General features: G+C 73.4%; 19 protein-coding genes and 1 riboswitch. Of the genes, 10 read left to right on the forward strand and 9 right to left on the reverse strand.

The genetic code is table 11. The annotated features are described in order from the left end of the window. Positions 1–55 precede the first annotated feature (55 nt). Together AB3388_RS17240 and AB3388_RS17245 are read left to right on the forward strand one after the other, a co-directional pair. Positions 56–1,549: an amidohydrolase family protein gene (locus AB3388_RS17240; protein ID WP_495406532.1), complete on the forward strand. Its 1,494-nt coding sequence runs from the start codon at positions 56–58 to the stop codon at positions 1,547–1,549. 65 nt (positions 1,550–1,614) lie between these two features. Beyond that, positions 1,615–2,433, forward strand: a complete 819-nt coding sequence (locus tag AB3388_RS17245; RefSeq protein ID WP_495406533.1) for an IclR family transcriptional regulator domain-containing protein — start codon at positions 1,615–1,617, stop codon at positions 2,431–2,433. Here AB3388_RS17245 and AB3388_RS17250 read toward each other — a convergent pair whose 3' ends face one another. Beyond that, the gene (locus AB3388_RS17250) at positions 2,434–2,844 is read right to left on the reverse strand and encodes a hypothetical protein (protein WP_495406534.1); all 411 of its coding nucleotides are present in this window, start codon (positions 2,842–2,844) and stop codon (positions 2,434–2,436) included. It abuts the gene before it with no gap. 44 nt (positions 2,845–2,888) lie between these two features. Then, positions 2,889–3,299 (reverse strand): rhodanese-like domain-containing protein, encoded by a 411-nt coding sequence (locus tag AB3388_RS17255; protein ID WP_495406535.1) that lies wholly within the window; start codon positions 3,297–3,299, stop codon positions 2,889–2,891. A gap of 37 nt (positions 3,300–3,336) precedes the next feature. Between AB3388_RS17255 and AB3388_RS17260 the strand changes: the two genes are divergently transcribed. From AB3388_RS17260 to AB3388_RS17275, 4 genes are all read left to right on the forward strand, one after another. Continuing rightward, positions 3,337–3,720, forward strand: a complete 384-nt coding sequence (locus AB3388_RS17260) for a VOC family protein (RefSeq protein WP_495406536.1) — start codon at positions 3,337–3,339, stop codon at positions 3,718–3,720. Next, entirely contained in the window at positions 3,717–4,907 is a 1,191-nt protein-coding gene (locus tag AB3388_RS17265; RefSeq protein WP_495406537.1) for a glycoside hydrolase family 3 N-terminal domain-containing protein, read from the forward strand. Before AB3388_RS17260 ends, AB3388_RS17265 begins: the two co-directional genes overlap by 4 nt. A gap of 61 nt (positions 4,908–4,968) precedes the next feature. Further along, on the forward strand, positions 4,969–6,405 hold the full coding sequence (locus tag AB3388_RS17270) for an HNH endonuclease signature motif containing protein (protein ID WP_495406538.1): 1,437 nt from the start codon (positions 4,969–4,971) through the stop codon (positions 6,403–6,405). Between the two features lie 80 nt (positions 6,406–6,485). After that, entirely contained in the window at positions 6,486–6,953 is a 468-nt protein-coding gene (locus tag AB3388_RS17275; RefSeq protein WP_495406539.1) for an SRPBCC family protein, read from the forward strand. A gap of 10 nt (positions 6,954–6,963) precedes the next feature. Here the strand turns inward: AB3388_RS17275 and AB3388_RS17280 are convergent, their stop codons facing one another. Beyond that, positions 6,964–7,692 carry a DUF72 domain-containing protein gene (locus tag AB3388_RS17280; protein ID WP_495406540.1) on the reverse strand — a complete coding sequence of 243 codons (729 nt, stop codon included), beginning with the start codon at positions 7,690–7,692 and terminating at the stop codon, positions 6,964–6,966. 21 nt (positions 7,693–7,713) lie between these two features. Here AB3388_RS17280 and AB3388_RS17285 point away from each other — a divergent pair, with 21 nt between their 5' ends. The 3 genes from AB3388_RS17285 (at position 7,714) to AB3388_RS17295 (ending at position 10,246) form a co-directional block, all read left to right on the forward strand. Continuing rightward, the gene (locus AB3388_RS17285; protein ID WP_495406541.1) at positions 7,714–8,871 is read left to right on the forward strand and encodes an acyl-CoA dehydrogenase family protein; all 1,158 of its coding nucleotides are present in this window, start codon (positions 7,714–7,716) and stop codon (positions 8,869–8,871) included. Next, positions 8,868–9,719: an HTD2 family dehydratase gene (locus AB3388_RS17290; RefSeq protein WP_495406542.1), complete on the forward strand. Its 852-nt coding sequence runs from the start codon at positions 8,868–8,870 to the stop codon at positions 9,717–9,719. The genes AB3388_RS17285 and AB3388_RS17290 overlap by 4 nt, the downstream gene beginning before the upstream one ends. Before the next feature lie 74 nt (positions 9,720–9,793). Continuing rightward, the gene (locus AB3388_RS17295; protein WP_495406543.1) at positions 9,794–10,246 is read left to right on the forward strand and encodes a DUF1707 SHOCT-like domain-containing protein; all 453 of its coding nucleotides are present in this window, start codon (positions 9,794–9,796) and stop codon (positions 10,244–10,246) included. A 9-nt stretch (positions 10,247–10,255) separates the two neighbouring features. Here the strand turns inward: AB3388_RS17295 and AB3388_RS17300 are convergent, their stop codons facing one another. The 4 genes from AB3388_RS17300 to AB3388_RS17315 all read right to left on the reverse strand — a co-directional run bounded on the left by AB3388_RS17300 (position 10,256) and on the right by AB3388_RS17315 (position 14,507). Next, positions 10,256–11,965: a glycoside hydrolase family 13 protein gene (locus AB3388_RS17300; RefSeq protein ID WP_495406544.1), complete on the reverse strand. Its 1,710-nt coding sequence runs from the start codon at positions 11,963–11,965 to the stop codon at positions 10,256–10,258. Beyond that, the gene (locus tag AB3388_RS17305; protein ID WP_495406545.1) at positions 11,962–12,384 is read right to left on the reverse strand and encodes a YkvA family protein; all 423 of its coding nucleotides are present in this window, start codon (positions 12,382–12,384) and stop codon (positions 11,962–11,964) included. Before AB3388_RS17305 ends, AB3388_RS17300 begins: the two co-directional genes overlap by 4 nt. A gap of 85 nt (positions 12,385–12,469) precedes the next feature. Beyond that, positions 12,470–13,246 carry an aggregation-promoting factor C-terminal-like domain-containing protein gene (locus AB3388_RS17310; RefSeq protein ID WP_495406546.1) on the reverse strand — a complete coding sequence of 259 codons (777 nt, stop codon included), beginning with the start codon at positions 13,244–13,246 and terminating at the stop codon, positions 12,470–12,472. A 296-nt stretch (positions 13,247–13,542) separates the two neighbouring features. Next, a riboswitch (cyclic di-AMP (ydaO/yuaA leader) is annotated at positions 13,543–13,695 on the reverse strand. Between the two features lie 170 nt (positions 13,696–13,865). Continuing rightward, entirely contained in the window at positions 13,866–14,507 is a 642-nt protein-coding gene (locus AB3388_RS17315) for a class I SAM-dependent methyltransferase (RefSeq protein WP_495406547.1), read from the reverse strand. A gap of 194 nt (positions 14,508–14,701) precedes the next feature. Here AB3388_RS17315 and AB3388_RS17320 point away from each other — a divergent pair, with 194 nt between their 5' ends. Continuing rightward, on the forward strand, positions 14,702–16,645 hold the full coding sequence (locus AB3388_RS17320; protein ID WP_495406548.1) for an MFS transporter: 1,944 nt from the start codon (positions 14,702–14,704) through the stop codon (positions 16,643–16,645). Positions 16,646–16,769: 124 nt separating this feature from the next. On the opposite strand, the gene AB3388_RS17325 is transcribed toward AB3388_RS17320, so the two are convergent. Next, on the reverse strand, positions 16,770–17,594 hold the full coding sequence (locus AB3388_RS17325) for an SDR family NAD(P)-dependent oxidoreductase (protein WP_495406549.1): 825 nt from the start codon (positions 17,592–17,594) through the stop codon (positions 16,770–16,772). Beyond that, positions 17,594–19,111, reverse strand: a complete 1,518-nt coding sequence (locus AB3388_RS17330) for a flavin-containing monooxygenase (RefSeq protein ID WP_495406550.1) — start codon at positions 19,109–19,111, stop codon at positions 17,594–17,596. The genes AB3388_RS17325 and AB3388_RS17330 overlap by 1 nt, the downstream gene beginning before the upstream one ends. Positions 19,112–19,188: the final 77 nt, after the last annotated feature.

Genomic DNA, 19,188 nt, shown 5'->3' on the forward strand with positions numbered 1-19,188 from the left:
CGTCCGCTGTGCGGACGGCCGTCCGACCGCAGACGATGACGTCGAGGAGGCCAGCATGAGCCAGTCCGATCCCGCGAGCCCGGCACCCGAGGCCGGCCGGCCGCTGGTGTTCCGCGGCGGCACCGTCCTGACGATGGACGACGCGTCCACCGTCCTGACCGACGCCGACGTGCTCGTCGTCGGCGACCGGATCGAGGCCGTCGGCCAGAACCTGGAGGTGCCGGAGGGCGCCCAGGAGATCGACGCCCGCGGCGGGATCGTCATGCCGGGCATGATCGACACGCACCGGCACATGTGGCAGACCGCGATGCGCGGCTACGGCGCTGACTGGACGCTCACCCAGTACTTCGTCTGGTACTACCTCGAGCACGGCAAGAAGTTCCGCCCCGAGGACATCGCCGCGGGCAACCGGCTGGCCGCCATCGAGTCACTCGACGCCGGCGTCACCACCACCGTCGACTGGTCGCACAACCTGCAGACCGTCGACCACGGCGAGGCGGCCGTGGAGGCGCTGCGGTCGGTGCCCGGCCGGTTCGTCATGGCCTACGGCAACATCCAGGCCGGTCCCTGGGAGTGGAGTGCCGACCCCGCCGTCCGCTCGCTGCTCGAGCGGCTGCGCGACGCCGGCGACGACATGATGGGCGTGCAGATGGCCTTCGACGTCACCGGCGACCCGGCGTTCCCGGAGAAGGCGGCGTTCGAGGTGGCCCGCGACCTCGGCATCCCGGTGACCACGCACGCCGGCGTCTGGGGCGCCACGAGCGACACCGGCATCCAGCAGATGTACGACGGCGGCTTCATGACGCCGGAGACGACGTACGTGCACGCCTCGACGCTGACCCGGGACTCTTACCAGCGGATCGCCGCGACCGGCGGCTCGATCTCGGTGGCGACGGAGTCGGAGTGCAGCGCCGGGCAGGGGCACGCGCCGACCGAGCAGGTGCTGCAGTACGGCATCCCGGTGTCGCTGTCGATGGACACCAGCGTGTGGTGGAGCGGCGACATGTTCTCGGCGATGCGCTCGACGCTGAACGCCGACCGGATGTCCGAGCACCTGACCGCGCACCTGAAGGGCGACACGATCACCCAGTTGCGGCTGCGCGCGAAGACGGTCGTCGAGTGGTGCACCCGGGGCGGCGCGCACACCATCGGCCGCGACCGCGACCTGGGCAGCCTCGAGGCCGGCAAGAAGGCCGACGTCGTCCTGCTGAAGAACGACAACTCGCCGGTGTCCTTCCCGCTGCTCAACCCGTTCGGGCACGTGGCGTTCCAGGCGCAGCGCGGCGACGTGCACACCGTCGTCGTCGACGGCCGGGTCGTGAAGTACGACGGGAAGCTGGTCGGCATCGACCTCGCGCCGGTGCGGCAGGAGATCGAGAACACGATCGACTACCTGAAGAAGGAGTGCGGCGAGGAGGTCTGGCAGGCCGGGATGTTCCCGGAGATGCCGGAGGCCGAGCAGTCGATCCTGGAGAACCCGTACCAGTACAGCGACTTCAAGGACGAGTCGAAGCGGGCCGGCGGCGAGGAGCGCGTGCTCGGCCGCTGAGGGGTTTGCGGAGTGGATTCGTGGGCGTGACGCCGACGAATCTTCTCCGCTCGGAGAGGAGATCGATGGCGGGGCGCGGAGCAGGCCCGGACTTCGTGGAGGCGCTGGCGCGCGGCCTCGACGTCCTGGCCTGCTTCGACGCCGACCACCGGACGATGTCCCTGACCGAGGTGGCGACGGCGGCCGGGCTGGCCCGGCCGACGGCGCGGCGGCTGCTGCTCACCCTCGAGGAGCTCGGCTTCGTCCGCGCGACCGGGGCGGGATTCGAGCTGACACCGAAGGTGCTCACCCTCGGCATGGCCTACGTCGGCGCGCTCGGGTTGTGGGACATCGCCCGGCCGCATCTGGAGCGGCTGGTCGGCGAGACCGGCGAGTCCTCGTCGATGGCGCAGCTCGACGGGTCCGACATCGTCTACGTCGCCCGGGTCTCGGTGCCCAAGTTGATCGCGCTGCGGGTGGACATCGGCACGCGGTTCCCGGCGCAGCAGACCTCGCAGGGCAAGGTGCTGCTCGCCGCGCTGTCCGCGGACGAGCTCGAGGCCGTGCTGGCGCAGCCGAGCCGGGCCGGGCTGCCGCCCTACGACGGGCGGACGGCGGAGCAGCTGCGCGACGAGCTGACCGAGGTGCGGGCGCGCGGGTGGGCGCTGGCCGACGAGGAGCTCGCGCCCGGCGTGCGGTCGGTGGCGGTGCCGGTGCGCGACCGGGACGGCGTCGTCCGTGCGGCGATGAACGTGACCGTGCACGCGGCCGAGACCTCCACCGAGTGCCTGCTGGGCGACCACCTCCCGCGGCTGCTGCGCACCGCCGGCGAGGTCAGCGCGGAGTGGGCGCTGTGGCAGAGCCGCCCGCACGTGGAGGTGCGGCGGGGCTCGGCCGCCGGCTAGCTAGGCCTCCCCGGCGGAGCGCCGGTCGTCGCCGCTCGTCCCGTCGCGGCGGACCAGCGAGGCGACGCCCTCTTCCAGACGCGCCCACGTCGAGCTCCACTCCACCAGGGGCTCGAGCACCCGCTCGAAGACGGCGAGCTGCTGGTCGAAGGCGTGGAACTGCGCGGTCATGGCCTGCAGCTGCTGACGCTGGGCCTTGACCGCGTCGGCGACCGCCCGCAGCTGGGCCGCGGACATCGCGCCCGGCGGGCTGGGCAGGGACGGCAGGCTGATCCCGGACGGGACGGCGCCGGCGGCCAGGCCCCGCGCGCGGTCGGTGAACGAGCGCAGCTGGTTCACGAACTCCTCGATCGAGCGCGACACCAGCCCGGAGTTGCCCGGCTCCGGCTGCGTGCGGTCCTGGTCGGTCATCGGCGTCCCCTTTCTGGCGCGACCGTAGCCCGGCCGCTGCTCGCTCACTCGCGCACGTCGGCCGGGTCGTCGGTCACCGGCAGGCCCGCCGCCAGCCACGCCTCGACGCCGCCGATCATGTCCGTGGCCCGCTCCAGGCCGAGGGTCCGCAGCGAGGCCGCGGCCAGGCTGGAGCTGTAGCCCTGCCGGCAGACCACCACGACCTCGAGGTCGTGGCCGGCCGCCTCGGGGACGCACGCCTCGCCCTTCGGGTCCAGGCGCCACTCGAAGACCGTCCGGTCGATGACCAGCACGCCGGGCAGCAGGTCGCGCGGCAGCTCACCCTGGCGACGGCGCTGCGCCTCGGTCCGGGTGTCGACGACGAGCGCACCGCGCGCGGCCGCCAGGATCGTCTCGCGGGGGTCGTAGCGGCGGATGCCCTCGCGACTCGCCGTGAGCAGGTCGTCGACCGTCATGCACCCCACCCTGGCAGTCCGGGACGAGGATGGCCGCATGGACGTGCTGAGCAGCCGGGTGCTCCTCCGCCCGGTCGACCCGGCGCGGAGCCACGCCTTCTACCGCGACGTGCTCGGCCTGGCCGTCGCCCGCGAGTTCGGGCCGCCGGACTCGCCGGGCCTGGTGTTCTTCACCGGCAACGGGCTGCTGGAGGTCTCGGGCCGCTCCGACGGCCCGGTCGGCGGGATGGCGCTGTGGCTGCAGGTCCGCGACGTCGCCGCCGAGGTCGCGCGGCTCGCCGCGGCGGGCGTGCCGGTGCTGCGCGAGCCCCGGCAGGAGCCGTGGGGGCTCGTCGAGGCCTGGCTCGCCGACCCGGACGGCGTCCGCATCGTGCTGGTCGAGGTGCCCGCCGACCATCCGCTGCGCCGGGACCAGCGGTGAACGCGGGCGTGCGGCGCACGCTCGCCGCGGTGCTGGCCGGGCTGGCCGTGGCCGGGTGCTCGTCGTCCTCGCCTTCTGGGGCGCCCGCGTCGTCCTCGCCGGCGCCGTCGTCCACCCCGTCGGCGCCGGCCGACCCCGACGGCCTGACCCCGGCGCAGGCGGCGCAGGTGAGCGCCGCCCTGGCGGGGCTCGACCGGCGGGCGCAGGTCGCGCAGCTGTTCGTCGTCGGCGTCCCGCTGTCGGACCTATCGGCCGGCGACGGGCTCGTGGACGACGGCGTCGGCGGGGTGTTCCTGGCCGGGCGGTCCGCCATCTCCACGACCGACCTCGCCGCGGTGACCGGCCGCTGGTCGGCCGCCGGGATCCGTCCGTGGGTGGCCGCCGACCAGGAGGGCGGGCTGGTGCAGACGCTGTCCGGGCCGGGGTTCGGCACGCTGCCGTCGGCGCTCGCGCAGGGGCAGCTGCCGCCGGGCGAGCTGGACCAGTTGGCCGACGGCATGGGCGCCTCGCTCGCCGGGGCCGGCCTCAACCTCGACCTCGCACCGGTCGCCGACGTCGTCCCGGCCACGACGGCGCGCTCCAACGCGCCGATCGGCGCGTTCGACCGGCAGTACGGCGACACCGCCGCGGAGGTCGTCTCGGCCGCGCGCGCCGTCGTCCGGGGCCTCGGCGCGCACGACGTCACCGCGACGCTCAAGCACTTCCCCGGGCTGGGGTCGGTCACGGGGAACACCGACGTGAGCGCGGACGTGGTCGACGACGCGACGCCGCCGGACGGCGACCAGGTGGCCGCGTTCGGCGTGCTCTCGCGCAGCCCGGCCCATCCGTTCGTCATGGTGTCGTCGGCGACCTACGAGCGGATCGACCCGTCGGCGCCCGCGGTGTTCTCGCCGGTCGTGATCGGCCAGGTGCTGCGCGGCGACGTGGGCTTCCGAGGCGTCGTCATCACCGACGACGTCGGCAACGCGGTGGCGGTCCGGGACGTCGCGCCCGGCGACCGCGCGGTGCGCTTCCTCGACGCCGGCGGCACCCTCGTGCTCACCGTGACGGCGTCGGTGCTGCCGGCGATGCACGACGCCGTCCTCGCGCGCGACGCCGCCGACCCCGCGTTCGCGAGGAAGGTGGACGCCGCGGTGCGGACGGCGCTGGCCGCGAAGGCGCGCGCCGGCCTGCTCCCGCCGGCGTGAATGTCGGGGTCCGATCCGCTGACCAGCCGAAACTGTCGGACCCCCTCCGTAGCTTGGGGCCATGACCACCGCCGCGCCGCACTCCTTCAGGGAGATCGTGGTCGACGTGGCCTGGCGGCCGACGGTCGTCCGGCCGGCGCCGATGGCCTCGCTGTCCCCGGAGGAGAAGGCCCGGCTGCTGCAGCTGATCCAGGCCAAGCGGGCGAAGCTCGCCGCGCAGGAGGCCGAGCTGATGCTCGCCTTCGCCGCCGACCGCCCCGATCACGACGATCCGCCTGCCGGCAGCCGCGGGGCGCGCAGCAAGACCTGGCGGCAGACCGAGCCGGAGTTCCCCGGCGTCAGTGAGTCCTTTCCCGACGAGCTCGGCCTGGTGCTCGGGGTGGGTCGCGGGACCGCGGCGCACCGGCTGGGCCGGGCGTGGATCTGGCGGCACAGCCTCCCCTTGACCGAGGCCGCGCTGGCGCGCGGCGAGCTCGACGAGCGGCGGGCGCAGATCCTCGCCGACACCCTCGAACACACCCGCCCGGCGCTGGCCGGCCGGGTGGAGGCCGTCGTGCTGCCCGAGGCCGCGGGGCTGAACTTCGCCGCCCTCAAGCGGCGCATCCTCGAAGTGCTGCTGGAGCTGGACGCGTCGGCGGCGGAGGAGCGCCGGCAGGTGGCCGAGCGCAACGCCGACGTGATCGTCGACCCGGTCGGCGAGGGCCGCGCCACCCTCGCCGCCGAGCTGCCGGCCGAGGAGGCCGCGGAGGGCTTCGACTTCATCAACGCCCTCGCCCAGCTGGCCAAACAGGACGGCGATCAGCGGCCGATCGGGCAGATCCGCACCGAGATCTACTCCCTGCTCCTCCGCGGCGCCGCGATCGGCGCCGCCGGTGCCCGGGCGAACCTGACCATCCACGCGTGGCTTGACGCCCTCGAGGGGGCGAGTACGCGGCCGGCCGACGTCAACGGCTACGCCATCACCCCGGCCCACCTGCGCGACCTGCTGCGCCGGATCGGCGCCCTGGGCCTGCAGACCCCCGACGGCGGGTCGCTGACCCTCGCGGTCAACGACGCGTCCGGACAGCTGATCGCCACCCTGAGCCTGGCCGACCTGCAGCAGCGGGTCCGCCGCGGCCAGGGCCTCAACCCGCCGCCGGCCACCGACCGCTACACCCCCACCGCCAAGCAGCGGCACTTCGTCGGCACCCGCGACCGCACCTGCCGGCACCCGTTCTGCACCCACCGGGTGGGCTGGGCCGACCTGGATCACGTCGTCGCCCACGCCTGCGGCGGACAGACCACCTGCACCAACCTCTGCTGCCTGTGCCGCACCCACCACCGGCTCAAGACCCTGTTCCGCGGCTGGGAGTTCGTCATGGAACCCGACGGCACCCTGCACGTCACCACCCCCAGCGGGGTCACCCGCGCCACCCGGCCCTGGGCCATGCGCCGACGACCCCCACCCGAACCACCCGAACCACCGCCCGACCCGGACGACGACCCGCCACCCTTCTAGCGACCGAAGACACTTGTCGGCTCGCCGTCATGTCGACGAGCCGACAAGTCCTGGTGACGACACCGCCGGAGGTACCGCACGTGAGCACGACCAGGATGACGCGGCACATCGCCGCACCGCGGTCCGCGGTGTTCCGCGCGCTGCTCGACCCGGTCGCGGTGGCCCGCTGGAAGGTCCCGCCGGGCATGACCAGCGACGTGCACGAGTGGGACGCGAGCGTGGGCGGCCGGCTGCGGGTCTCGCTCACGTACGACAGCCCCGACCGCGCCGGCAAGACGGCGGCGCACACCGACACCTACTCCGGCCGGTTCACGGAGCTGGTCCCGGACGAGCGCGTGGTCGAGGTCGACGAGTTCGAGACCGACGACCCGGCACTGCGCGGCGCCATGACGATCACGGTCACCCTCACCGACGCGGCGGACGGCGGCACCGACCTCGTCGCCGTCCACGAGGGCCTGCCGAGCGCGGTACGGCCCGAGGACAACGAGCTCGGCTGGCGGGAGTCGCTCGCCCGCCTCGCCGCCCTCGTGGAGACCGACCCGCGGTGAGTCCTCGCGGTCAGGCGCCGACGAAGGCGCGCAGGGTGTCGGCGTTGCGGACGGCGTGGCCGAAGCCGTCGTTGTTGAAGTAGACGAACACGTCCCGGCCCTGCCCCGACCACTCGCCGATGCGCGAGGCCCACCAGCGCAGGTCCTCGTCGGAGTACGAGCCGGCGTAGAGGTGCGCGGAGTCGGGCCCGTGCATCCGCACGTAGACGAAGGGCGCGGTGGCCCGCAGCACGCACGGCAGCTTCGCCCCGCTCATCACGACGTACGCCGCATCGTGCCGCTCGAGCAGCGCGTAGACACCGTCGTCGTGCCACGACGGGTGCCGGAACTCGACGGCCACCCGCATCCAGTCCGGCAGCGCCGCGAGGAAGTAGTCCAGCCGCTCGTCGTCCCGCTCGTGCGCCGGGTGCAGCTGCACGAGGAACACCGCCCGCTTGTCCCCCAGCTCGTGCCAGCACTCCCGGAACCGCGGCACCCACGCCTCCGGCGCGTGCAGCCGCTTGGCATGCGTCAGCCCGCGCGGCGCCTTGACCGACAGCTGGAAGCCCGGCGGCAGCCGCCGTCGCCACGAGGCGAAGGTCGCCGTCCTCGGCCAGCGGTAGAACGAGGCGTTGAGCTCCACGGTCGGGAACCGACGCACGTAGTGCGCGAGCCGGGCGGACGGCGGCGTGCCCGGCGGGTAGAGGACGTCGTCCCAGTGCGCGTAGCTCCAGCCCGACGTCCCGATCCACACACTCATGCCGTACGGCAGTCTGGACCCATGCCGCAGCTCTCGCCGGAGGAAGAGCTCGTCCTCGAGACCGTGCGCCGGTTCGTGGACGAGGAGGTGCGCCCGGTCGCCCGCGACCTCGAGCACGCCAACGAGTACCCCGAAACGCTCATCGACCGGATGAAGGAGCTCGGCGTGTTCGGGCTGGCCATCCCCGAGCCGTGGGGCGAGGCGCCGGTGTCGATGCCCTGCTACGCGCTGGTCACCGCCGAGCTGGCCCGCGGCTGGATGTCGCTGGCCGGGGCGATGGGCGGGCACACCGTCGTCGCCAAGCTGCTGCTGGCCTTCGGCACCGACGAGCAGAAGGCGACCTACCTGCCCCGCATGGCCACCGGCGAGGTCAGGGCGACCATGGCGCTGACCGAGCCCGGCGGCGGGTCCGACCTGCAGGCGATGACGACGGTCGCGAAGAAGGACGACGGCGGCTACGTCGTCACCGGCGCCAAGACGTGGATCACCAACTCCCGCCGCTCGCAGCTGATCGCGCTGCTGTGCAAGACCGACCCGCAGGCCGACCCGCCGCACAAGGGCATCAGCATCCTGCTGGTCGAGCACGGCCCCGGTCTCACGGTGTCCCGCGACCTGCCCAAGCTCGGCTACAAGGGCGTGGAGAGCTGCGAGCTGGTCTTCGACGGCTACCGCGCGCCGGAGAACGCCCTGCTCAGCGGCGTCGAGGGCAACGGCTTCGCGCAGATGATGCGCGGGCTGGAGACCGGCCGGCTCCAGGTCGCCGCCCGCGCCGTCGGCGTCGGGCAGGCCGCGTTCGACGACGCGCTGCGCTACGCGCAGGAACGCGAGTCGTTCGGCAAGCCGATCTGGCAGCACCAGTCCATCGGCAACTACCTCGCCGACATGGCCACCAAGCTGACCGCGGCCAAGCAGCTCCTCCTGCACGCCGCCGAGACGCTCGAGAGCGGACGGCGCAGCGACCTCGAGGCCGGCATGGCCAAGCTGTTCGCCTCCGAGACCGCGATGCAGATCGCCCTGGACGCCGTCCGCATCCACGGCGGCTACGGCTACTCCACCGAGTTCGACGTCGAGCGCTACTTCCGCGACGCACCGCTGATGATCGTCGGCGAGGGCACCAACGAGATCCAGCGCGACGTCATCGCCCGGCAGCTGATCCAGCGCGGCGGCCTCCCCCGGTGAACCGCCTCGCGGAGCTCCTCACCGACTGGGCGCCCCGACACGTCGAGGCCGTCGACCGGATCGATCCCTGGCCGGTGGCGGCGTTCGCCGCGCTGCTCGACCAGCCCACCCCCGATGGGCTCCCGCCACTGTGGCACTGGTTCTCCTTCCTCGAGGCACCGCCGCAGTCGGCGCTGGGCGAGGACGGCCACCCCGCCGACGGGCACTTCCTGCCGCCGATCACCGACCGGCGCCGCATGATCGCCGGCGGCCGGCTGGAGTTCCTCGCGCCGGTGCCGATCGGCGCCGAGGTCGTCCGGCACTCCCGCCTGGCCACGGTCCGACCGGCCACCGGGCGCACCGGCGAGATGGTGTTCGTGACCGTCCGGCACCGCTACGAGGTCGCGGGCGAGCTCGCCGTCGTCGAGGAGCAGGACGTCGTCTACCGCAGCCAGCCCGCCGGCACCCCGCAGCGCCGCGCGCCCGAGCCGGCGCCGTCCGAGCCCGAACCGGCCGACGACCCGTGGCAGCTGCGCGTGGACCCGGACCCCCGCATGCTGTTCCGCTTCAGCGCCCTGACCTACAACACCCACCGGATCCACTACGACCACGAGTACGTCACCGGCGTGGAGGGCTATCCGGGGCTGGTCGTGCACGGCCCCCTGCTCGCCCTGCTGCTGCTCGAACTGCCGCGCCGCTTCGCCCCCGACCGCACGGTCACCGGGTTCGAGTACCGCCTGGAGCGCCCCTCGTTCGCCGGCCGGCCCGTGCTCGTCTCCGGCGCCCCGGACGACGCCGGCGCGCGGCTGGCCGCCGGCACCCCGGGCGGCCCGCCGTCCGTCACCGGCCGCGTGCGCTGGCGAACCTGAGGATTCATAGACAGATGACAGGTCGGAGGGGCACCCTCGACACCCCGGGAGGGGCGAGCGAGAGGAGCTCCGCCATGACCGCACCCACCGATCCCGGCACCACTGCCCCGCCCGGCTCCGGACAGCGCGTCCGCGCCTCCGATGCCCAGCGCGAGGCGGTCGTGCACCGGCTGCACGACGCCGTCGGAGCCGGCCTGCTCACCGTGGAGGAGGGGCACGAGCGGACGCAGGCCGCCTTCGGCGCGCGCTACGTCGACGAGTTGCCGCCCCTCACCGGCGACCTGCCGGACCCCACCCCGATCGCCCCGGGCTGGCGGGCCGTGGCGTCCACAGCGGCGCTGCAGGCGCGGACGTCCGTGATGGGCGCCCCCACGTGGGCCCTGGCCGACCGGAAGCGGCGGCGGTGGGTCCTCATCAGCGCCATCCTGCTCGGGGTGCTGCTGGTCATGATCCTCACCGCGGCGATGGCCGACGCCGCCAACGTGGGCGGCGGCTGGGAGCACCACCACTACCACGACTGGGACTGATCGCCGGCGTCAGCGCGGGCGCAGCACCCGCGCCTCCCAGGGGCCGAGGACCGCGGGGTCGGCCTCCGGCAGGTTGCCCAGCACCAGCTCGGCGTCCACCGCCTCGGGCAGCAGGTCGCCGAGCGCGCACGGCCGGCCGCTGACGTTGCAGACGACGAGCAGCCGGTCGTCGTCGAGCGCGCGGGTGAAGGCGTACACGTCGTCGTGGTCGGGCAGCAGCATGGTGAAGTCGCCGAGCCTCACCGCCGGCAGCTCGTGGCGCAGGGCGATCAGCCGCCGGTAGTGGGCCAGCACCGACGCGTCGTCCTTCCGCTGGCGCGCCGCGTTCCACTCGACGTGGTCGGGATTGACCGGCAGCCACGGGGTGCCGGTCGTGAACCCGGCGGACGGCGAGCCGTCCCACTGCACGGGCGTGCGCGCGTTGTCCCGGCTCATCTTCTTCAGACCGGCGAGGACGGTCCCCTCGTCCGTCCCCCCGGCCACCGCCGTCGTGAACTGGTTGACCGACTCGATGTCCCGGAACTCCTCGATGCCGGCGAACGGGTAGTTCGCCATGCCCAGCTCCTCGCCCTGGTAGACGTAGGGCGTCCCGCGGTGCAGGTGCAGGAGGGTGGCCAGGCAGGTCGCCGAGTTGCGCCGGTGCTCCGGGGAGTCGTCGCCGAAGCGGGAGACGGCGCGCGGCTGGTCGTGGTTGTCCCAGTAGAGGGAGTTCCAGCCGACCTCGGCCAGGCCGGCCTGCCAGCGGCCGAACGACGCCTTGAGGTCGTGCATGCGCAGCGGGCGGAGGTCCCACTTCGACGCCCCGTGGTCGAGGCCGACGTGCTCGAACTGGAACACCATGTCCACCTCGGCGCGCGCCGGGTCGGTGAACAGCCGCGCCTCCTCCACGGTGACGCCGGGCATCTCGCCGACCAGTAGCAGCCGCGAGTCGTGCCCGGCGAACACCTCCCCGTGCATCTCCTGGAGGAACTCGTGGATGCGCGGGCCGCAGAGGTAGGACGACGAGCCGTCACCGAGGCCGGTGCCGGGGATCGGCGGCCCGTCGTGCAGGTGCCCGTCGGGGGCGACGTCCTTGGAGATCATGTTGATGACGTCCATGCGGAAGCCGTCGACCCCGCGGTCGAGCCACCACGCCATCATCGCGTAGACCGCGTGCCGGACCTCGGGGTTCTCCCAGTTGAGGTCCGGCTGCTTCCGGTCGAACAGGTGCAGGTAGTACTCACCGCTGGCCTCGTCGAGCTCCCAGACCGACCCGGAGAAGAACGACGCCCAGTTGGTCGGCTCGGCGCCCGGGGCGCCGGCGGCCAGCCCGGCCCGCGGCGGCCGCCACCAGTACCAGTCGCGCTTGGCCGAGTCCGGCCCCGACCGGGACTCCACGAACCACGGGTGCTCGTCGCTGGTGTGGTTGACCACCAGGTCCATGACCAGCTTGATCCCGCGGGCGTGCAGGGCGGCGATCAGCTCGTCGAGCTGGGGCAGGCTGCCGAACAGCGGGTCGACGTCCTGGTAGTCGGAGATGTCGTAGCCGTTGTCGGCCTGCGGCGAGGGGTACACCGGCGAGAGCCACAGGACGTCGACGCCGAGGTCGGCGAGGTGGTCCAGCCGCTGCAGCACTCCGCCGAGGTCGCCGATCCCGTCGCCGTCGGAGTCCTGGAAGGAGCGCGGGTAGATCTGGTAGACGACGGCGCTGGTCCACCACGGGGCGTCGGGCACGGTCACCGCTCTCGGTCGGTCGGGGCGTCCTTCGTCCGCGGGGTGCCCAGCAGGCGCTCGATGATGCGCCGGTCGCCGGGCCAGGCCTCGAGCAGGACCTCGCGCGGCACCTGCCGGGCCGCGTAGCGCAGCGCCAGGGCGACGACGACGACGTCGTCCAGCGGGCCGATGACCGGCAGGAACTCGGGGATGAGGTCGATCGGCGAGAGCACCCACAGGCCGGCGAAGCCGACCGCCAGCTTGGCCCGCCGCGGCACGGCCGGGTTCGCACGCAGCCGCCGCGCCGTGGTGACGCAGGCGGGCAGGAACCGGGCCAGCTCCTTGGCGGTGCCCTCCGGCAGCCGGCGGGCCAGCAGGATGAGCACCGCCCAACTGATGACCATGACCGCCACGGCGATCCCGAGTCCCGTCAGCCAGCCGCGCACGGATCCATGGTCCCAGAACGCGGCCGAGGGGCCGCCCGCGACGGGCGACCCCTCGGTCAGGTCAGGTCAGGCGAGAGCTGTCGGCTCAGTACCAGCCGGTGGACTTCGAGTGCGACCACGCGCCGCACGGCGAGCCGTAGCGGTTGTCGATGTAGATCAGACCCGCGTCGATCTGGCGGTACGGGTCCGAGGTCTTGGCGATGCCGGTGCTCGCCCACGTCGAGTTGAGGAACTGCGGGATCCCGTACGCGGTGCTCGACCGGTTCTGCGCGTTCGGGTTCCAGCCGCTCTCCTTGCCCCACAGGTTCTCGAGGCAGGAGAACTCGGAGCTGTTGCCGCCGAGCTTGGACAGCGCGTAGTCCTGGTAGGACCCGGACCCGGACCCGGACGACGCCGGCGCCGCGGCCGCCGCGGCCTCCTCGCGGGCCTTGGCCTCGGCGTCCGCCTTGGCCTTCGCCTCGGCCTCCGCCTTGGCCTTCGCCTCGGCCTCGGCCTTGGCCTTCGCCTCGGCCTCCGCCTTCTGCCGGTCGAGCTCGGCCTGGTCGGCGGCGGCCTGGGCCTGCTGCGCCGCGGTCTGGTCGGCCTCGCGGGTGCTGCGGCTGGCGGCGAGGTCCTCCAGCGGCTGCAGGTTCTCGGTGGGGGCGACAGCGCCGGACTGGGCGGTCAGGCCGAGCTCCTGGGCGACGCTGACCGAGTCCGCCGTCCCGGCCTCGGCCTGGGCCGCCGGGTCGGCGCCGAACAGGACGTTGACCATGACCGCACCCGCGGCGGCGACGCCGAGGTACAGGGCGGGACGGCGGGTGAAGGACGGCGGACGGCGGCGGGCGGTGCTGCGGCCGGAGATCGTGCTGCGGAGGTTCATGAGTGGCGGTGCTCCGAGGGGGTATGGGCGCAGCAGAGCCCGTCGCGGGCTGCGGGGCTGCGGCGGATGAGCGGGCAGCGGTCACGGCGGTTCGCCGGGGAGCCGGACCTGCGCGGGCGCACCGGGAGGCGGCTGGTTCAGCCGGTCGAGCGGAGTGCTCGGGAGCGGTGGGCCTGCGGGCGGCGTCCGGGCGGACGGCCGCGAACGTCTAGATGCGCGGGCGCATCCGGAGGCGACGGTGCCGGGCGCTGCGGGAACGTGCGGAGGGGATCGGGCGCGCCATCAGGCGGCTCTCCGTTTCTTCCGTCAGCCGCCTACCGAGTTAGCTGACGGATTCGGGCGGGAAGCAGCCCTACCCGCGACGGGCACGTGCCCGGTCGGCGGGATTCACCCCAGTACTTCGGTGGGTCCCCGGCTCGCCCGTGAAGGCGACTCGGCGGCGTCCGCTCGGACTCCCCGGGTGGGGACGTGACGCCGAACCGGACCTCTCCACCGTAGAGGTCGTTATGCAGTCGTGACAATCCGCGGCCGACGATTTGTGGGGTGATGAGTGTCGCGGGAGAAACTTCTCGACGGCGGGAATGCGTAGCAGCGAACGAAACGGAACCGCGCCGTCCCCTCAGGCGAGCCGCCACACGGTCGACCGGCGGATCCCCGGCCCCTCGGTCTCCGGCACGTCGAAGGCCGCGACGGCGGTCAGCCGCTCGACCGGCAGGTACATCCGGCCCGGGTCGCCGATGAAGACCTCGGCCCCGGCCGCGCGCGACGCGTCGAGGAAGGGCATCACCCGCTCGGTCATCTCACGGTCGTAGCAGACGTCCCCCGCGAGGACGACGTCCACGTCGAGGGGCGGGCCCTCGAGCACGTCGCCCACCACGCGGATACCGCGGGCGCCGTTGGTCTCGGCGTTCACCGCGATCGCCGTCGTCCCGTAGGGGTCGATCTCGCTGGCCACCACCTCCCGCGCACCGGCCGCGACGGCGGCGATCGCCACGAGCCCGCTGCCGGAGCCGAGGTCGAGCACGCGGCGCCCGGCGACGACCCCCGGCGCGTCCAGCACGTAGCGGGCCAGCACCTGCCCGCCCGGCCAGGCGGCGGCCCAGAACGGCGGCTGCTCGGCCGGCCGGCCGTGCTCGGTCTCCATCGCGTCCCAGAGCGCCACGACGTCGTCGGCGACGTGCAGCGTCACCTCGGGGACGAGCGAGGGCGTGGCGGGGCGGGTGTGCGCCCTCACGAAGGCGGCGGGGACGGCGGTCGGCACCCGGCCAGTCTCGCCGACGTCCCGGCGCGACGCTGCGTCAGTGAAACAACCCGTCGGGTGACTCGACAGATCGTTGACTGTGCTGACAGCGCGTCGATAACCTGCGCCGCTGTGTGGTCTGCACCACACCGCCGGCCTCCGGCCCGGCGTGCTCCCACTCGGGGCCCGGCACCGTCGCCGGGGAAGGGAACACCGTGACGACCACGACCGTCCCGCCACGCAACGCCGACGACCCCGCGCCGCCGCGGGGCGGGCTGAGCCGGCTCTGGGACCGCAAGCTCCCGCACTACCCGGAGACCGGCCCGCGGGCCCTCTACCTGGGCATCACCGTGCTCGCGACGGTGGTCCTGTACTACGAGCTCTACATCGGCGGCGCGGTCGCGACGCAGATCATCGCCGACTTCGGGATGTCGTTCACGTTCTTCGTGTTCGTCTCGGTCATCGGCAACGCGGTCGGCGCCTTCGCCTCGCTGTTCGCCGGGCTGGCCGACCGCTGGGGCCGCGCCAACCTGGTGGTCGGGGGCCTGCTGGTCACCGGCCTGATCATCCTGTTCGGACTGCCGCACGCGCCGAACAAGACCGTCTACACGGTGCTGTTCGCGCTGCTCAGCCTGGTCGAGGGCATCGTCCTGGTGGCCACGCCGGCCCTGATCCGCGACTTCTCGCCGCAGGTCGGCCGGGGCGTGGCGATGGGCTTCTGGACCCTCGGCCCGGTGCTCGGCAGCCTGGTGGTCACCACGGTCTCCAGCAACACCCTCGACGACCACCCCGACTGGCGCTTCCAGTTCTACGTCTGCGGCATCGCCGGGCTCGCCGTCTTCCTGGTCGCGCTGGTCGGCCTGCGCGAGCTCTCCCCCGCGCTGCGCGACCAGCTGATGGTCAGCATGCGCGACCGCGCGCTGATCGAGGCGCGCGCCGCCGGCATCGACCCGGAGCAGGCGGTCAAGGGCTCGTGGCGGCAGGTGCTGCGCTTCGACATCGTCGGGTCGGCGTTCGCGATCAGCGTCTTCCTGCTCCTGTACTACGCGCTGGTCGGCTTCGTCGTCGTCTACTTCGCGACCGTCTACGGCTACTCCGAGCAGCGGGCCAACGGGCTGGCCAACTGGTACTGGGGCTTCAACGCGATCGGCCTGGTGCTCTTCGGCCTGCTGTCGGACAAGCTGCGCGTCCGGAAGCCGTTCATGGTCGTCGGCACGCTGATCAGCCTGGTGGGCGGCGTGCTGTTCACCCTGGCGGCGACCGAGCCGGACACCGGCTACTACAGCTTCGCCGTCTACTTCGTGCTGAGCTCCGTCGGCGGCGGCATGGCCTACGTCGCGTGGATGGCGTCGTTCACCGAGACCGTCGAGAAGCACAACCCGGCGGCCACGGCGACGGGCCTGGCGGTGTGGGGCTGGATCCTGCGGATCGTCGTGACGGTGTCGCTGGCGGTCCTCACCCTCGTCGTCCCGGCGACCTCGACCCTGGTCGACCAGGGCTCGCGGATCACGGCGATGCAGGAGGAGCACCCGCAGGAGTTCGCGATCGTCACGGGCATCGACCCGGACCTGGCCGCGCAGGTGCAGTCCGACCCGTCCGACACCGATGCGCTGGCGACCCTGCTCGGCCAGGTGGCCCGCGCCGAGGGTGCGAGCGAGGCCGCGGCCGCGGGCGTGGAGTCGGTGGTCCGCGACGGCCAGCTGGCCACGGTGCAGGTGATCGCGCCGGACACCCTCGCGGCGCTGCAGGCCGACCCGACCGACCAGGCGGCCCAGGGCGCTGCGGTGCAGCAGATCATGGCCGGCCTCGGCGTCGACCAGCAGACGGCGGTCGGGCTGCTCACCAGCCTGGCCTCCGCCGACGTCCAGGCGAACCTGCAGGCGGCCGGGCAGTACGCCGCGGACCTGCAGGCCGCGCCGGGCGCCTTCGAGGACGGTGACCTCGAGTACCTCGCGGCGAACGGTCCGGAGGTGGCCCAGGCGGCCGAGGACATCCCCGGCCAGTGGCAGACCTGGTGGTGGGTCTGCATCGCCGGTCAGGTCCTCTTCCTGCCGTTCGTCTTCGTGATGGCCGGCCGGTGGAGCCCGCGTCGGGCCCGCGAGGACGAGCGGGCGCACGAGGAGATGGTCCAGCGCGAGCTGGCCGCCCTCGGCCGCTGATCAGCGGCAGCGACAGAGTGCGCTGAGGCCGGGTTCCTGGCGCGGGAACCCGGCCTCGGCGCACGACCTGCGCCGGGGTCAGGTCCGGCGGCGTCCATCCGCGCGCATCGCCCCGACAACGTCGTCAGAGGCCGGTGCCGCGGGCGACGAGCTTCCAGTAGGTGCCGGGCAGCAGGCGCACCAGGACGTCGGGGATCCTCGCGCTGGCGCCGATGAGCAGCCGCGGCCGGCGCTTCTCGATCGCGGCGACGATCTGCGCGGCGGCGGTCTCCGGCGGGATCCGCAGCAGCTTGGCGAACTGCTTCTTGCCCTCGGCCGCCTCCTCCTCGGAGATGACGGAGGCCGTGCGGGCGGTCTCGGCGATGCGGGTACGGATGCCGCCGGGGTGGACGACGGTCACACCGACGCCGTCCTCGGCGAGCTCGTGGCGCACCGACTCGGAGAAGCCGCGGACGGCGAACTTGCTCGCCGCGTAGGCCGCCTGCCCGGGCGGGGCGAAGATGCCGAAGACGCTCGACACGTTGACCAGGTGCGCGCCCGGGTGGGCCTTGAGCACCGGCAGCAGCGCGTGGGTCAGCCGGACGACGGCGCGGAAGTTGATCGCCATCACCCAGTCGAACTCCTCGAGGGTGACCTGGTCGAACCGGCCGCCGAGCGCCACGCCGGCGTTGTTGACCAGCAGCGTGATCTCCGGGTGCTCGGCGGCCAGCCGCGCCCCGATCTCCTGCGCCGCCTCGTCGGTGGCCAGGTCGACGACGTGGATGGCCACCTTCCGGTCGGGGTTCGCCGAGCGGACGGCGTCGGCCACCCCCGCCAGCCGCTCCGCGTCGCGGTCGAGCAGCACCAGGTCGCTCCCCCGGCCCGCCAGGGCGTGCGCGAGTGCCTCCCCGATGCCGCTGGCCGCTCCGGTGACCGCCGCCGTCCCGCCGGCGAAGACGTAGGGCTGCATCAGACCGCCACCTCGCGGGGCGCGGCCACGGCGCGCTGGAAGGTCATCCCCTCGTCCTCGACCGGGCCGCGGTTCATGATCCGCCGGTCGAGGAAGTAGTTCTGGTACACCCGCCACGGCGCCCGCGAGCCCTGCTGGGGCAGCTCGGCGAGGCTGCGCCGGATGTAGCCCGACGTCAGGTCGACGAACGGCGCGCTGCCGCCCTCGGGGGGCGCCACCGGGGTCGCGGAGACGTAGCCGTGCGCGTCGAGGTGGTTGAGCAGCCGGCAGACGTAGCGGTTGATCAGGTCCGCCTTCAACGTCCACGAGGCGTTGGTGTAGCCGAACACCATGTCGAGGTTCGGCACGCCGGAGAACATCATCCCCTTGTAGGAGACCCGGGTGGACGGGTCGACCTTCTTCCCGTCGACGGTCAGGGTCATGCCGCCGAGCGGCTGCACCTGCAGGCCGGTCGCGGTCACGACGACGTCGGCGGGGATCGTCCGGCGGGACTCGAGCTCGACGCCGTCCTCGGTGAAGGTGCGGATCCGGTCGGTCACGACCTCGGCCCTGCCCGAGCGCAGCGCCCGGAACAGGTCGCCGTCCGGGACCAGGCACAGCCGCTGGTCCCACGGGTCGTAGGGCGGCGCGAAGTGCGTGTCGACGTCGTAGCCCTCGGGCAGCGCCCGGACCTGCCCCTTGCGCACCAGCGCCTTCATCGCCTCGGGACGGCGCCGGCTGAACTGGTACATGAGTGTGCTGAGCAGGAGGTTCTTGGCCCGCACCACCCGGTAGACCGCGGTGGGCGGCAGCTTGCCGCGCAGCGTCCGCGCGAGCGGGTCCTCCCCCGGCAGCGAGACGATGTAGCTGGGCGTGCGCTGCAGCATCGTGACGTGCTCGGCGCGGTCGGCCAGGCTCGGCACCAGGGTGACGGCGGTGGCGCCGCTTCCGACGACGACGATCCGCTTGCCCGTGTGGTCGAGGTCCTCGGGCCAGTGCTGCGGGTGGACGATCTGCCCGCCGAAGCGCTCCTCGCCCTCGAACCGGGGGCGGAAGCCCTCGTCGTAGCGGTAGTAGCCGGCGCAGACCGACAGCCACGAGCAGGTGAGCTGCACGGTCTCGCCGGTGTCGGTGCGCTCGGCCGTGACCGTCCAGCGCGCGTCCTCGCTGGACCACTCGGCCGCGACCACGCGGTGGGAGTAGCGGATCCGGTCGGTGACCCGGTACTCGCGCGCGGTCTCCTCGATGTAGCGCCGGATCGACGGCCCGTCGGCGATCGACTTCCGCCCCGTCCACGGCCGGAACCGGTAGCTCAGGGTGAACATGTCGGAGTCCGAGCGCACGCCCGGGTAGCGGAAGAGGTCCCACGTGCCGCCGATGGCCTCGCGGGCCTCGAGGATCGCGAAGGACCGGCCGGGGGAATCGGTCCGCAGCCGGCAGGCCGCGCCGATGCCGGAGAGGCCGGCGCCGACGATCAGCACGTCGACGTGCTCCGCGGGGCGTGGTCGGGACAGGTCGTCGAGGGGCTGCGCTGCCACCGAGTCACCGTATCGACAGTCCGTCGAAAGGGTCAACAGCATGTTGAGGCCTCTGTCACAGCTCGGCTAGGGTACGG

The sequence above is a fragment of the Geodermatophilus sp. SMS 5-13 genome (assembly GCF_059428245.1).